Genomic DNA, 14,122 nt, shown 5'->3' with positions numbered 1-14,122 from the left:
AAGGGGCGCGGAGCAGTCCTGATCGTGCGGTCCCGCCGCATGGAGCCGCATGGACGCGACCGGCCACCGATGGTCCGAGGCCGCCCGACAAGCTCCGCCCCCCACGGCAGTGTCCTTCCACACGCACTCACCGTGAGGTTTCCGCATGCCCAGCGAGTTCTTCATCCCTGACCCCACCGGCCAGGTGCCCAGCGCCGAGGGCTACTTCGGCGCGTTCGGCGGCAAGTTCATCCCGGAGGCCCTCGTCGCCGCCGTGGACGAGGTCGCCGTCGAGTACGACAAGGCCAAGGCCGACCCGGAGTTCGCCCGCGAGCTCGACGACCTGCTCGTCCACTACACCGGCCGGCCCAGCGCGCTGACCGAGGTGCCGAGGTTCGCCGGACACGCCGGCGGCGCGAGGGTCTTCCTCAAGCGGGAGGACCTGAACCACACCGGCTCCCACAAGATCAACAACGTGCTCGGCCAGGCCCTGCTCACCAAGAGAATGGGCAAGACGCGGGTCATCGCCGAGACCGGCGCCGGCCAGCACGGCGTCGCGACCGCCACCGCCTGCGCCCTCTTCGGCCTCGACTGCACCATCTACATGGGCGAGATCGACACCGAGCGCCAGGCCCTCAACGTGGCCCGCATGCGCATGCTCGGCGCCGAGGTCGTCGCCGTGAAGTCCGGCAGCCGCACCCTGAAGGACGCCATCAACGAGGCGTTCCGCGACTGGGTCGCCAACGTCGACCACACCCACTACCTCTTCGGCACCGTCGCCGGGCCGCACCCCTTCCCGGCCATGGTCCGCGACTTCCACCGGGTGATCGGCGTCGAGGCCCGCCGCCAGATCCTGGAGCGCGCCGGACGCCTGCCCGACGCGGCGATCGCCTGCGTCGGCGGCGGCTCCAACGCCATCGGCCTCTTCCACGCCTTCATCCCCGACGAGGGCGTCCGGCTCATCGGCTGCGAGCCCGCGGGACACGGCATCGAGACCGGCGAGCACGCGGCCACCCTGACCGCGGGCGAGCCCGGCATCCTGCACGGCTCCCGGTCGTACGTCCTGCAGGACGAGGAGGGCCAGATCACCGAGCCGTACTCGATCTCGGCCGGTCTGGACTACCCGGGCATCGGCCCCGAGCACTCCTACCTGAAGGACTCCGGCCGCGGCGAGTACCGCGCGGTCACCGACGCCGCCGCCATGCAGGCCCTGCGCCTGCTGTCGCGGACCGAAGGCATCATCCCGGCCATCGAGAGCGCCCACGCCCTCGCCGGCGCCCTGGAGGTCGGCCGGGAGCTCGGCGAGGACGGCCTGATCGTCGTCAACCTGTCCGGCCGCGGCGACAAGGACATGGACACCGCCGCCCGCTACTTCGGCCTGTACGACACCGACGCCGAGGTGGCCGCCAACGAAGCCGACACCGCCGAGATCGAGGGGGACGCCAAGTGAGCGGGAACATTCAGCTGCTGTCGGACACCCTCGCCGCCGCCAAGGCCGAGGGACGCTCCGCGCTCATCGCCTACCTGCCGGCCGGCTTCCCGACCGTGGACGGCGGCATCGAGGCGGTCAAGGCCGTGTTCGACGGCGGGGCGGACGTCGTCGAGGTGGGGCTGCCGCACAGCGACCCGGTCCTCGACGGCCCCGTCATCCAGACCGCCGACGACATCGCCCTGCGCGGCGGCGTGAAGATCGCCGACGTCATGCGCACGGTGAAGGAGGCCTACTCGGCCACCGGCAAGCCCGTGCTGGTCATGACCTACTGGAACCCGATCGACCGGTACGGCGTGGAGCGGTTCACCACCGAGCTGGCCGAGGCGGGCGGCGCGGGCTGCATCCTGCCCGACCTGCCGGTCCAGGAGTCGGCCCTGTGGCGGGAGCACGCCGACAAGCACGGCCTCGCGACGGTCTTCGTCGTGGCGCCGAGCAGCAAGGCCGAGCGGCTCGCCCGGATCACCGCGGCGGGCAGCGGCTTCGTCTACGCGGCCTCCCTGATGGGCGTCACCGGCACCCGCGAGTCCGTCGGCGCGCAGGCCCAGGACCTGGTCGAACGCACCCGCGCCACCGGCACCGGCCTGCCCGTCTGCGTCGGGCTCGGCGTCTCCAACGCGGCCCAGGCCGCCGAGGTCGCCGGCTTCGCCGACGGCGTGATCGTGGGCTCGGCGTTCGTGAAGCGGATGCTGGACGCCCCGGACGACGCCTCGGGCCTCGACGCGGTCCGCGAGCTGGCCGGCGACCTGGCCAAGGGCGTGCGCGGACAGGCGTAACCGCAGGTCACTTTCCCTATCAGAACACTCCGTCACCCGAACGGGTGGACCTCGGGCCGGGGAGGCGCGCTGCGCCTCCCCGGTTCGTTCTGGGGGTGTGAGCGAGAAGAACCGTGACGGAAAGCGCACGGCCCGGGAGCGGCTGGCGGTCGAGCGCGAGAAGCAGAAATCGGCGGAGAAGCGTCGGCGCGCGCTGATCGTGGGCGGGAGCGTCGTCTGCGTCCTCGCCCTGGCGGCGGTGATCGGCGTCCTTGCCGCGAACTCCGGCCACAACAAGGGCAAGAGCAGCCAGAACGCGGGCCCGGTCGTGGCGCCCTCGGGCGCGCAGGGCAAGGACAGCCTCGCCATCCCGGTCGGCAAGGACAGCGCCAGGGCGACGCTCACCGTCTGGGAGGACTTCCGCTGCCCGGCCTGCCAGGCCTTCGAGGCGGCGTACCGGCCGACGCTGCACGAACTGGTCGACGCCGGCAAGCTCAGAGTCGAGTACCACCTGGTCCGCCTGATCGACAACAACACCAACGGCCAGGGATCCCTGCACGCGGCGAACGCCGCGGCCTGCGCTCAGGACGCCGGGAAGTTCCGTGACTACCACGACGTGCTCTACGCGAACCAGCCCCAGGAGACGGACGACGCCTTCGCCGACAACGACAAGCTGATCGCGCTGGCCGGCAAGGTGCAGGGCCTGGACACGCCCGCCTTCCGCAAGTGCGTCAAGGACGGCACCCACAACAGCTGGGTGAACAAGTCCCACCAGGCGTTCGAGGCCGCGCGCTTCGGCGGCACGCCCACCGTTCTGTTCGGCGGCAAGAACATCTACGAGGACCGGACGATGACCCCGGCCAAGCTCAAGCAGATGGTGGAGGCGGCGAACCAGGGGTAAGCATTTCTCATGCCCCCGTTATGGACCCGTAGCCGGGCTGCTTGCCGTCCCCACGGCCCGGCACGGTAGCGTCGGACTTGCCATGGAACTTGCCTACATTCCCAGCCCGTCCCGCGGGGTGCTGTACCTCGGCCCCATCCCGCTGCGCGGCTACGCCTTCTGCATCATCATCGGCGTCTTCGTCGCCGTCTGGCTCGGCAACAGGCGCTGGATCGCCCGTGGCGGGCGGGCCGGCACGGTCGCCGACATCGCCGTCTGGGCCGTCCCGTTCGGCCTGGTCGGCGGCCGGCTGTACCACGTGATCACGGACTACGAGCTGTACTTCAGCCCGGGCCGTGACTGGGTGGACGCCTTCAAGGTGTGGGAGGGCGGCCTCGGCATCTGGGGCGCGATCGCGCTGGGAGCGCTCGGTGCGTGGATCGGCGCGCGACGCCGGGGCGTCCCGATGCCCGCGTACGCCGACGCCGTCGCGCCCGGCATCGCCTTCGCCCAGGCCATCGGCCGCTGGGGCAACTGGTTCAACCAGGAGCTGTACGGCCACGAGACGCATGTCCCGTGGGCGCTGCACATCACCTCCGCCGAGGGCGGACGGGTGCCGGGCTACTACCACCCGACCTTCCTGTACGAGTCGCTGTGGTGCGTCGGCGTCGGCTTCCTGGTGATCTGGGCCGACCGCCGCTTCAAGCTGGGCCACGGCCGGGCGTTCGCCCTGTACGTCGCCGCGTACTGCTCCGGCCGCGCGTGGATCGAGTACATGCGCGTGGACGACGCCCACCACATCCTGGGTGTCCGCCTCAACGTCTGGACCGCGCTGATCGTCTTCCTGCTGGCGGTGACGTACTTCGTCGTGTCGGCGAAGAAGCGGCCCGGGCGGGAAGCCGTCGTCGAACCCGGGGCCGCGGACGAGGTGCCCGGAGACGACCGGGCCGCCGGTGCCGCCGAGGCCGGGGAAGAGGCCGGGGACGAGCCCGCGGACCAGGCCGGGGACGAGGCCGGGGCGGCTGCCGTCGAGGCGGTCGAGGCGAAGGACGAGGCCGGGTCGGCGACGAAGAAGAGCTGACGGCCGGCTGTACGACACCGAGGGCGCCCGGAGACTTCCGGGCGCCCTCGGTGCGTGAGGGGGGCTGCGGCGGTACGGAAGCGGTCAGTTCCGGCTCGCCAGCGACAGGATCCGCCGGGCCGTGGCCACCACCGCCGCGTCGACGAAGCGGCCGTCGGGGAGGGCCTGGGCGCCTTCCTCCGTGGCCGCCGCCTTGATGATCGTCTCGGCGTGTTCGATCTCCGCCGGGGTCGGGAGGAAGGCCCGTTCGATCACCGGGAGCTGGCGCGGATGGATGGCCGCGCGGCCCAGGAAGCCCAGGGCGCGGCCGTGGGCGCAGGACGCGGCGAGGCCGTCCAGGTCGCGGATGTCGGGGTGGACCGACTGGGGCGGTGGGGCGAGCCCGGCCGCGCGAGCGGCGACGACCACCCGTGAGCGCGGCCAGTCCAGGCCCGTGTCGGCCCGTACCCCCAGGTCGGCCCGGAGGTCCGCCTCGCCGAGGGAGATGCCCCGCAGGGCCGGGTGGGCGGTGGCGATGGCGTGCGCGTGCTCCACGGCCAGGGCCGTCTCCAGCAGGGCGTACAGGGGCAGTGGGGTGAGCGCGGCGACCTGCCTGACCGTGTCCGGGGCCGTGACCTTCGGCAGGCGGAGGCCGGACAGGCCCGGCAGCGTGGCCAGCGCGGTCAGGTCGCCGGCGGCCCACGCGCTGTCCAGGGCGTTGATCCGGACGTGCACCGGGACCGGCTGGGTGTCGCGGAGCAGCTCGGCCGTCACCGCGCGGGCGTACTCCTTGCGGGCCGGGGCGACCGCGTCCTCCAGGTCGATCACCACCACGTCGGCGCCCGCGGCCAGCGCCTTGGCCACCACGGGCGGGCGGTCGCCGGGGACGTAGAGCCAGGTGAGCGGGGTGCGGGTCACAGGGCGCCCTCCGCGCGCAGGGCCGCGATGTCGGCCGCGGTCAGGCCCAGCTCGGTGAGCACGGCGTCCGTGTCGGCGCCGTGCGGGCGGCCAGCCCAGCGGATCGCGCCGGGCGTCTGCGAGAGGCGGAAGAGGACGTTCTGCATGCGCAGCGGGCCCAGCTCGGGGTCGGGGACCGTGGTGATCGTGTCCAGGGCCTGGTACTGGGGGTCTCCCAGGAGGTCCCGGACGTCCTGCACGGGGGCCGCCGCGGCCTCCGCCTTCTCGAACGCGGCCAGCACCTCGGTGCGGGGGCGGGCGGCGATCCAGGAGCCGACCGCCTCGTCCAGGACGTCGGCGTGCGCGGCCCGGCCGGCGCCCGTGGCGAACCAGGGTTCGGCGATCAGATCGGGGCGGCCCACCAGGTGCATCACCCGCTCCGCGACCGACTGCGCGGAGGTGGAGACGGCGACCCAGGCGCCGTCGGCGGTGCGGTAGGTGTTGCGCGGGGCGTTGTTCGCGGACCGGTTCCCGGTGCGTTCCTGCACGTACCCGAGCTGGTCGTACCAGGTCGGGTGCGGGCCGAGCACCGACAGGATCGGCTCGATGATCGCCATGTCCACGACCTGCCCGGCGCCCGTGCGCTCGCGTGCGGCCAGCGCCGTCAGCACGGCGTACGCGGTGGCCAGGCCCGCGATCGAGTCCGCGAGCCCGAACGGGGGCAGTGTCGGGGGTGCGTCCGGTTCGCCGGTGAGCGCGGCGAAGCCGCTCAGCGCCTCGGCGAGGGTGCCGAATCCCGGTCGGTGCGCGGACGGGCCGAACTGGCCGAAGGCGGTGACCCGGGCGAGGACCAGCCGCGGGTTGGCCGCGGACAGCTCCTGCCAGCCCAGCTCCCACTTCTCCAGCGTGCCGGGGCGGAAGTTCTCGATCACCACGTCGGCGGTGGCGGCGAGCCGGAGCAGGGTGGCACGGCCGCCGGGTGCCGACAGATCGAGGGTGACGGTCCGCTTGTTGCGGCCGAGCACCTTCCACCACAGGCCGATGCCGTGCTTGCCGGGGCCGTGCCCCCGGGACGGGTCCGGCCGCCGCGGATGTTCGACCTTGATCACCTCGGCGCCGTAGTCACCGAGCAGCGTGGCGGCCATCGGCCCGGCGAACAGGGTCGCCAGGTCCAGCACCCGCAGACCCGACAGCGGCGGTGCCGTCGCGGTCCCGCGGTCCGCCGTACTCATGCGGTGCACTGGGCGTCGATCTCCGGGCGGTACGGCATCGACGCCGACGCCCCTTCCCGCTGCACGGAGATCGCCGCCGCGGCCGCGGCCCAGGACAGCGCCTCGCGCACCGGTTTCTCCTCGGCGAGGGCCACCGCGAGCGCGCCGACGAAGGTGTCGCCCGCGCCCGTGGTGTCCACCGCGGTCACCTGAGGAGCGGGCACCACGAGCGGCTCGGCGCCCCGGGCCAGGTACAGGCTGCCCGCCGCACCCAGGGTGACGGCGACCTCGGGCACCAGGTCCAGCAGGGCGGCGGCGGCCTCCCGCGGGTCGGTGCGGCCGGACAGGGTGACCGCCTCGTACTCGTTGGGCACCAACAGGTCGACGGCGGCGAGGAGTTCGGGCGGCAGCGGCTGGGCGGGGGACGGGGTCAGGACCGTACGGACACCGTGCCGGCGGGCGGCCTGCGCGCCCGCGAGGACCGCGGCCGTGGGGATCTCCAGTTGCAGCAGCAGGGTGTCGGCGGAGGCGATCACCCCTTCGTCGCCGGGGGAGAGGTGGTCGACGGTGCCGTTCGCGCCGGGGACGACGACGATGGAGTTGCCGCCCTCGTCGTCGACCACGATGTGCGCGGTGCCGGACGGGCCCTCGACCGTGCGCAGCGAGTCGGTGTCCACCCCGGAGTGTTCCAGGGTGTCGCGCATGCGGGCCCCGAAGGCGTCGTTGCCGACCGCGCCGATCATCGAGACGGTGGCGCCGGCGCGGGCCGCGGCGATCGCCTGGTTGGCGCCCTTGCCGCCGGGGATCGTGACGAACTCCCGGCCCGTCACGGTCTCCCCGCGCTGCGGGGCCTTCGCGACATAGGTGACGAGGTCCATGTTCGTGCTGCCGAGGACGGCGATATGGGTCATGGGCGGGTCGCCTCCACGGCGATGAGGGGGGTCATGGGCGGGTCGCCTCCCGGTGGGTGAGGTGGGCGAGGGTGTCGAATCCGACGCCGTCGAAGTCGGCGACGGTGGTGGCCAGCCGGTTCTTCAGCGGGGCCCGCCAGCGCTCGGGAAGCGCGTCCGGTGCGCCCGCGAGCAGCCCGGCGACGCTGCCGGCGGTGGCGCCGGCCGAGTCGGTGTCGAGGCCGCCCGCGACCGCACGGCAGACGGAGCCGCCGAAGTCGCCGTCCGCGTGGCTGAGGGCGGCGGCGATCAGCGCGGTGTTGGGGATGGCGTGGACCCAGTGGTGGGCGGGGGTGTGGACGGCGTGGAGCGCGTCCACGACGTCGTCGAAGTCCTCGTGGTGCGCGGCCAGTTCGCGGGCGTGGTCGATCGCCCTGGCGAGGCGGGAGCGGGGCGGGATCACCCGGCGGCCGGCGTCGAGGCAGGCGTGCACGTCGTGCGTTCCGGTGGCGGCGGTGGCGATCACGGCGGCCGTGAACATCGCCGCGTAGACGCCGTTGGCGGTGTGGGTGAGGACCGCGTCGCGGTGCGCCTGTCCGGCGGCGGCGGCCGGGTCGCCCGGGTTGGTCCAGCCGTGCACGTCGGCGCGGATCAGGGCGCCGATCCACTCGCGGAAGGGGTTGCGGTGGCGGGCCGTCCGCGGGGGTTCGATGCCGGTGAGGAGGTTGCGGCAGGCGATGCGCTCGGCGGTGAAGGTGCGGCCGGGCGGGAGTTCGTCCAGCCAGAGCCGGGCCACGTCCGCGGTGCTGAACGACCGCCCGTGACGCTGCAGCAGAAGCAGGTTGAGCAGCGGGTAGTTGAGGTCGTCGTCCTCGGGCATCCCGTCGATGTTCTCGGCGAGGGAGGTGCCGGCCGAGCGGCGGTTCCAGGGGTGTGCGGCGAGGAGGTCCGCCGGGACTCCCCTGGCGGTGAACCAGGTGGTGAGGGGCCAGTTCCCGGCCGCCTCGGCGAGGGCGCGGACGCCGTCGAGGTGCAGCTTCTCCACGGGCTTGCCGAGGAGACAGCCGACGGCCCGGCCGAGCCAGGCCGCTTCCAGGGCGGCCGGGGCGCACGGTGACGGCCGTCCGCGGCCCGGTGGCGCCGGCCAGTCCCCGCACAGGGACCTGATCCGCTCCAGGTCCGTCGGCTCGTCCTCGGACAACCGGCTGGGCAGATCGGCGAGTTCGTCCAGCAGGTCCTCCGCCAGCAGCCGCAGATACCGGGAGACCGGGTGCGGGGAGGCCCCCGCCCGCTCCGGCGCGTCCGGGCCGCCCGCCGCCCGCCAGCGCGCCTCGATCGCCGACGGCTCCCGGCCGTCGAGGCGGGCCTGGCGCAGTTCGTGGCCGAGCAGGTCCTCCGGCTGGACCCAGGTCAGGCGGAGCACGCGGTGCCCCCGAGCGCGGTGAACGCCCGCTCGTGCGCACGGCGGCGGCGTACGTCCCGTGCGAACACCTCGCGCGCGACCCCGGCGAGCGTGCGGGCGGGTTCCCACAGGTCGAGGCGGCTGGCCTCCGCGACCGTCTTCGCCCAGTCCTGAGGGACGGGCGAGCCGAGGGCGCCGGTGACGGCACCGGCCATCGTGGCGATCGAGTCGCAGTCGCGGCCGTAGTTGACCGAGCCGAGGACGGCGTGCCGGTAGTCGCCGCCGGCGATCAGCACCATGCCGAGGGCGACGGGCAGTTCCTCGATCGAGTGCAGGCGGGAGGGGCGGCGGGCGCCCAGGGAGGGGGCGCGGTAGTCCGGGCCGACCGTGTCGTACGGTTCGACCGCCGCGCGCAGCGGGCCGAGCGCCGACTCGAAGTCCCGGTGCCGTGACGCCACTTCGCAGACCTTCTCGATCGCCGTGCGCGTGCCGTCCTTGGCCAGGGACAGACAGGCGGTGACCACCGAGTCCGGGGTCGCGCCCGGGGCGGTGGCGGCGGCGACGGCCGCGGCGAGGACACCGGCCGCCTCCCGGCCGTACGACGACTGGTGCGCACCGGCGACGTCCAGCGCCTCGGCGTACGCGGCGGCCGGGTCGGCGGCGTTGACCAGGCCGACGGGGGCCATGTACATGGCGGCCCCGCAGTTGACGATGTTGCCGACGCCCGCCTCCCGGGGATCGGCGTGGCCGTAGGCGAGCCGGGCCACGAGCCACTTCTCGGCGAGGAAGAGGCGCTGCAGGGGCAGGGCCTCGGTCTCCAGCTCCGGAATCCAGCGGGGCCGGGTCATCAGGTCCGGGACCAGGTGGTCGGCGACGGCGTACGCGTCGAGGTGGTCGCGGACCCGGGCGTACACCCGGACCAGGGCGTGGGTCATCAGGGTGTCGTCGGTGACGTGGCCGTCGCCCTTGTGGTACGGCGCGATGGGGCGGGCGGTGCGCCAGTCGTCGCCGTGCCAGGGGCCGACGACGCCGTGGATCCGGCCGCCGTGGCGCTCGGCGATCTGGTCGGGGGAGTAGCCCTCGACCGGGCCGCCGAGGGCGTCACCGACGGCGGCGCCGACCAGGGCGCCGGTGATCCGTTCGTCGAGGGTGTGCGGACCTGGGTCCCCGGACCGCTCGGGGGTGTCAGGTCGTTCGGGTTCTTCGGGCGTCATGTCCCGAATCATCCCCCTGTGGGGGCCGGTTGCGTGGCTTCCAGGAGTCCGGCGAGTTCCACCAGGTCGGTGCCGGTGAGACGGGGCAGGGCGCAGCCGGGCAGGGTGCGGCAGGCGTCCCGCCAGGTCCGCGGGACGGCACCGCCGCCGCCGAGGGCCCCGGTGAGGGCGCCCACCAGGGCGGGGGCGGAGTCGGCGACCCGGGACAGACAGGCGGCGGCGGGCACGGCCTCGGCGATCCGGCCCCGGGCGGCCGTGGCCAGGGCGAGGGCGACGGGGACGGTCTCGGCGGCGGCGATGCCGTAGCTGTAGACGTGGTCGACGATCTGGTGCTCGAGGAGCGGGACGAGGGCGAAGGCGGACTCGCCGTCCTCGGTGAGGGCGAGGGCGTGGCGGGTGTTGCGGCCGATCTCCGTGTCGGCGGGGAGCTGGGCGAGGGCGGCCCGTACGCAGGCGTCGGTGTCCGCGTCGGCGAGGGCGCAGGCCAGGGCCGCCGCCATGGCCCGCGCGCCGTGCACGCCGTCACCGTCCTGGGTGTAGCGGGCGTCGAACTCGGCGAGGGCCGCGGCGCGTTCGGGGTCGCCGGGGTGGGCCACCGCGAGGACGCAGGCGCGGACGCAGGCCGCGTCGTCGAAGTAGTGCGGGTTGTCGTGGCCGGTGGCGGGCGGACGCAGGCCGGCGGCGAGGTTGCCGAGGCCGGCGCGGACCGAGATGCGGGCGCGCAGGGGGAGTACGGCGGACTCGATCTCGGGTGCCCGCTCCGCCGCCGCGGCGACCTCCGCGGCCACGGCGCTCCAGGTGAGGTCGATGGCGGCGCGCATACGGCGGTCCCGGCCGAGGTCGCCGAGGGCGTCGTCGTCGCCGGCCCGCAGCACCGCTTCCGCGGCGAAGACGGCCCACTCGGCGTCGTCGGAGGGGCCGAGGCGCAGGGGCTCGGGTGGCTGGTTGAGGGCGATGGGGACGGGGAGGGTGGTGGTCGCGTTCTGCTCCGCGAAGGTGTCCAGCTCCCGGGTCAGCCGGCGGGTCCACTCGGGCATCCGGGCGGCTCGGTGCCGTGCGGCGGGCCAGCCGGCGGCGTCGCCCGCGGCGAGGCCGAGCAGGAGCCCCTCGATCCGGCGCGCGGGGTCGCGGTGCCGCGTCACGACAGCCCCTCGCCGTCGGAGCACCCGGATTTCGCCGCGCTGACCAGCGGTCCCGGCCCCCGGGCCCCCCGCCCGGCTCCCCGCTCACCGGCCCGCCCGTCCGGCCCGGCCGGCCGGGACGAGCACGGGACCGGCGGGGGCGGCTCCGCCGGGAGGGCTGTGTTCGGCTCGGCCGGAGTGGCTGCCTTTGCCTTCGCTGGGATGGCTGCGTTCGGCTCCGCCGGGGTGGCTGTGTTCGGCTCGGCCGGGGTGGCTGTGTTCGGTTTCGCTGGGATGGCTGCCTGCGGCTCGGCCGGGGTGGCTGCGTTCGGCTTCGCCGGGACGACCGCCTGCGGTTCCGCAAGGACGACCGCCTGCGGCTCGGTCGGGGTGGCTGTCTTCGGCTTCGCTGGGATGGCTGCCTGCGGCTCGGCCGGGGCGGCTGCGTTCGGCTTCGCCGGGACGACCGCCTGCGGCTCCGCAAGGACGACCGCCGGCGGCTCGGTCGGGGTGGCTGTCTTCGGCTTCGCCGGGATGGCTGCCTGCGGCTCGGCCGGGGTGGCTACGTTCAGCTCGGCCGAGGTGGCTGTCTTCGGCTTCGCCGGGACGACCGCCTTCGGTTCTGCCGAGGCGGCTGCGTTCGGCTCCGCCGGGACGACCGCCTGCGGTTCCGCCAGGACGACCGCCGGCGGTTCCGCCGGGACGACCGCCTGCGGCTCCGCAAGGACGACCGCCGGCGGCTCGGCCGGGGTGGCTGTGTTCGGCTCGGCCGGGGTGGCTGCGTTCGGCTCCGCCGGGACGACCGCCTGCGGCTCCGCCGGGACGACCGCCTGCGGCTCGGCCGGGATGGCTGTCTTCGGCTCCTTCGGGATGGCTGCGTTCGGCTCCGCCGGGACGACCGCCTGCGGCTCCGCCGGGTCGACCGGTTTCGCCGTCACCGCCGATGCGACCCGCCCCGTGAGTTCCTGGGGAGCCGCCGCGGGCGGCAGCTCCCGCAACGGCTCCGGGACGACCCCCGGCAGCACCACCCCGGCCCCCCATTTTCCGCCCTCCTCCGGTACCAGGAGTTCCGCCACGTCCAGGACGTGGTGGCCCGCCATGGACGGCAGGCAGCGGCCGCGGGCCGGGCCGATGGCCGAGGCCCAGGCGGGCGGGATGGCGCAGATGCCCCGGGTGGCGCCGGCCAGTGCGCCCGCCACGGCCGCCGTCGTGTCGGCGTCGCGGCCCATGTTGACGGCCGTCAGGACCGCGTCCTCGAAGTCTCCGTCCGCCGCCGCGTACGCGCCGAAGGCGAGGGCGACCGCCTCGGGGGCCAGGTCGGTCCAGGGGTAGCCGCCGATGACGACCGCGGAGCGGACCGCGCGTTCGCCCCGGTGGGCCACGGCCACCGCGCGGCGCAGGGAGCGGGCCGTCCAGGAGTCCTCGGGCACCACCGCGAGGGCGGCGGCGATCACCACCGGGGGCGCCGCTCCGGTCATCGCCGCCGCCACCCCGGCGGCGACCGCCTGGCCGCCGTAGATGCCCTCGCCCTCGTGGCTGACCGAGCCGTCGATCGCCACCAGCCGGGCCGCCTCGGTGGGCCGGCCCGCCGCGAAGACCCCGAAGGGCGCCGCCCGCATCGCCAGTCCGTCGCTCCAGGCGTGCCGGTGCTGCGCGGAGATGGGCGCGGCCAGGCCCCGGCGGAGGTTCTCCAGGGTGCCGCGTTCGCTGAAGCCCGCACCCCGGAAGGGGCCCTCGGCCCGGTTCGCGATCCACTCGTGCCAGGCGGCCTCGACATGCGCCGGGGTCAGCGCCGAGCCGTGCCGGGCCAGCAGCAGACCGGAGAAGATCGCGTACTCCGTGTCGTCCGTGCCGGAGGGCCGTTCGGTGAGGTAGCCCGTGATGCGGCCCCAGCGGGCGCGGATCTCGGAGGGCTTCAGGTTCTCCGCGGGGGCTCCCAGCGCGTCGCCGACGGCGAGGCCCAGCAGCGCGCCACGGGCCCGGTCGCGCAGTCCGCGGGCGTCCCCGGGCGCCGGGCCCGGGGGAGTGCGGGCGATCGATGCCATGGACGGCCTCCTTCGGCGGACCACGAATGCGGCGAGACCTGATGTGTCCCACGGGAAGCGCCGACGGGAGCCTGCCCCGCTCCGGAGTCACCCGCTCGGCAACTGAGCAGGGTTTCGCACGAACGAGCGACCCGACCGAAAACCGCAGGTTAGCCCAGCCTTTCCTTGCTGGCGGAGAAGAAATGATGAGCGTAGGTTCAGTGGAGTCGAAAAGTAGATCTCGTCCAAAGTTAGCTTTGGCTAAGCTATCCGGGGGGCCCGCATGGCCATCATCGAAACCGAGGCCGCGCTGCACGAGGCGCACCGTGACAACCACACTCACCGTGACGTCAACGGCGGCTGGCTGCGCCCCGCCGTCTTCGGCGCGATGGACGGCCTGGTCTCCAACCTCGCCCTGATGACCGGCGTGGCCGGCGGCTCCGTCGGCCAGCAGACCATGGTGATCACCGGCCTCGTCGGGCTCGCCGCCGGCGCCTTCTCCATGGCGGCCGGCGAGTACACCTCCGTCGCCTCCCAGCGTGAACTCGTCGAGGCCGAGCTCGACGTCGAGCGGCGCGAGCTGCGCAAGCACCCGCAGGACGAGGAGAACGAGCTGGCGGCACTGTACGTGGCCCGCGGGGTCGAGCCCGACCTGGCCCGCGAAGTCGCCCGGCAGCTGTCCCGGGACCCCGAGCAGGCCCTGGAGATCCACGCCCGCGAGGAACTGGGCATCGACCCCGGCGATCTGCCGTCGCCGCTGGTCGCGGCCGTGTCGTCGTTCGCGTCCTTCGCCCTCGGCGCCCTCCTGCCCCTGCTGCCGTACCTGCTCGGCGCGACCGCCCTGTGGCCCGCCGTACTGCTCGCCCTCGCCGGGCTCTTCGGCTGCGGTGCCGTGGTGGCCAAGGTGACCGCGCGCAGCTGGTGGTTCAGCGGTCTGCGGCAGCTCGCTCTCGGTGGTGCGGCGGCCGGTGTGACGTACGCCCTGGGCAGCCTGTTCGGAACGGCCGTAGGATAGCGCCGCCGGTACTTATGCGACGGGCCGCATAAATAGCCGTTACCCGCTGGTTTCAGATGCGTGACCACCGGGCATGAGCCGTAAGCGCCGCAGGCAATGACGCCTGCCGCACCCCCCTGGGGAGAGTGAAGACGCTCTCCCCGCCCCTTCGGGCCGCCGGACGCACCGATCCGACCGATCTTGTC

11 protein-coding genes and 1 pseudogene are annotated in these 14,122 nt (G+C 74.3%); 5 read left to right on the top strand and 7 right to left on the bottom strand.

The features are described 5' to 3' along the window. Positions 1–145: 145 nt before the first annotated feature. The 4 genes from trpB to lgt all read left to right on the top strand — a co-directional run bounded on the left by trpB (position 146) and on the right by lgt (position 4,184). Positions 146–1,429 carry a tryptophan synthase subunit beta gene (gene trpB / locus AB0N17_RS23220; RefSeq protein ID WP_366013331.1) on the top strand — a complete coding sequence of 428 codons (1,284 nt, stop codon included), beginning with the start codon at positions 146–148 and terminating at the stop codon, positions 1,427–1,429. Beyond that, the gene (gene trpA / locus AB0N17_RS23215; protein ID WP_366013330.1) at positions 1,426–2,244 is read left to right on the top strand and encodes a tryptophan synthase subunit alpha; all 819 of its coding nucleotides are present in this window, start codon (positions 1,426–1,428) and stop codon (positions 2,242–2,244) included. The genes trpB and trpA overlap by 4 nt, the downstream gene beginning before the upstream one ends. A 97-nt stretch (positions 2,245–2,341) precedes the next feature. Beyond that, complete coding sequence (locus AB0N17_RS23210; protein WP_366013329.1) at positions 2,342–3,124, top strand: thioredoxin domain-containing protein; 783 nt, start codon at positions 2,342–2,344, stop codon at positions 3,122–3,124. Positions 3,125–3,206: 82 nt separating this feature from the next. Next, entirely contained in the window at positions 3,207–4,184 is a 978-nt protein-coding gene (gene lgt / locus AB0N17_RS23205) for a prolipoprotein diacylglyceryl transferase (protein ID WP_366013328.1), read from the top strand. 84 nt (positions 4,185–4,268) lie between these two features. Here lgt and AB0N17_RS23200 read toward each other — a convergent pair whose 3' ends face one another. The 7 genes and pseudogenes from AB0N17_RS23200 to AB0N17_RS23170 form a co-directional block, all read right to left on the bottom strand. Further along, the gene (locus tag AB0N17_RS23200) at positions 4,269–5,081 is read right to left on the bottom strand and encodes a CoA ester lyase (protein WP_366013327.1); all 813 of its coding nucleotides are present in this window, start codon (positions 5,079–5,081) and stop codon (positions 4,269–4,271) included. Then, positions 5,078–6,292 (bottom strand): CoA transferase, encoded by a 1,215-nt coding sequence (locus AB0N17_RS23195; protein WP_366013326.1) that lies wholly within the window; start codon positions 6,290–6,292, stop codon positions 5,078–5,080. The genes AB0N17_RS23200 and AB0N17_RS23195 overlap by 4 nt, the downstream gene beginning before the upstream one ends. Beyond that, positions 6,289–7,182: a ribokinase gene (rbsK, locus tag AB0N17_RS23190; protein ID WP_366013325.1), complete on the bottom strand. Its 894-nt coding sequence runs from the start codon at positions 7,180–7,182 to the stop codon at positions 6,289–6,291. The genes AB0N17_RS23195 and rbsK overlap by 4 nt, the downstream gene beginning before the upstream one ends. 31 nt (positions 7,183–7,213) lie before the next feature. Continuing rightward, positions 7,214–8,584, bottom strand: coding sequence for an ADP-ribosylglycohydrolase family protein (locus AB0N17_RS23185; protein ID WP_366013324.1), 1,371 nt, complete (start codon positions 8,582–8,584; stop codon positions 7,214–7,216). Continuing rightward, entirely contained in the window at positions 8,572–9,777 is a 1,206-nt protein-coding gene (locus AB0N17_RS23180) for an ADP-ribosylglycohydrolase family protein (RefSeq protein WP_366013323.1), read from the bottom strand. The genes AB0N17_RS23185 and AB0N17_RS23180 overlap by 13 nt, the downstream gene beginning before the upstream one ends. An 8-nt stretch (positions 9,778–9,785) precedes the next feature. Next, positions 9,786–10,919, bottom strand: a complete 1,134-nt coding sequence (locus AB0N17_RS23175; RefSeq protein WP_366013322.1) for an ADP-ribosylglycohydrolase family protein — start codon at positions 10,917–10,919, stop codon at positions 9,786–9,788. Positions 10,920–11,923: 1,004 nt separating this feature from the next. Then, positions 11,924–12,943 (bottom strand): annotated as a pseudogene (locus AB0N17_RS23170) (ADP-ribosylglycohydrolase family protein); the annotation flags it as partial. Positions 12,944–13,205: 262 nt separating this feature from the next. Between AB0N17_RS23170 and AB0N17_RS23165 the strand changes: the two are divergent. Continuing rightward, positions 13,206–13,937 carry a VIT1/CCC1 transporter family protein gene (locus AB0N17_RS23165; protein WP_366013321.1) on the top strand — a complete coding sequence of 244 codons (732 nt, stop codon included), beginning with the start codon at positions 13,206–13,208 and terminating at the stop codon, positions 13,935–13,937. Positions 13,938–14,122: the final 185 nt, after the last annotated feature.

The organism is Streptomyces sp. NPDC051133, from assembly GCF_040682635.1.
Lineage (GTDB): Bacteria > Actinomycetota > Actinomycetes > Streptomycetales > Streptomycetaceae > Streptomyces.
Note: the sequence above shows the minus strand (reverse complement) of the source record. Positions and strands in the feature narration are given on the sequence as shown.

Excerpts from the sequence above, each read along its gene's own strand:
- trpB (WP_366013331.1), top strand. The coding sequence starts at position 146 with ATGCCCAGCGAGTTCTTCATCCCTGACCCCACCGGCCAGGTGCCCAGC.
- lgt (WP_366013328.1), top strand. The coding sequence starts at position 3,207 with ATGGAACTTGCCTACATTCCCAGCCCGTCCCGCGGGGTGCTGTACCTC.
- AB0N17_RS23195 (WP_366013326.1), bottom strand. The coding sequence starts at position 6,292 with ATGAGTACGGCGGACCGCGGGACCGCGACGGCACCGCCGCTGTCGGGT.
- rbsK (WP_366013325.1), bottom strand. The coding sequence starts at position 7,182 with ATGACCCATATCGCCGTCCTCGGCAGCACGAACATGGACCTCGTCACC.
- AB0N17_RS23180 (WP_366013323.1), bottom strand. The coding sequence starts at position 9,777 with ATGACGCCCGAAGAACCCGAACGACCTGACACCCCCGAGCGGTCCGGG.
- AB0N17_RS23165 (WP_366013321.1), top strand. The coding sequence starts at position 13,206 with ATGGCCATCATCGAAACCGAGGCCGCGCTGCACGAGGCGCACCGTGAC.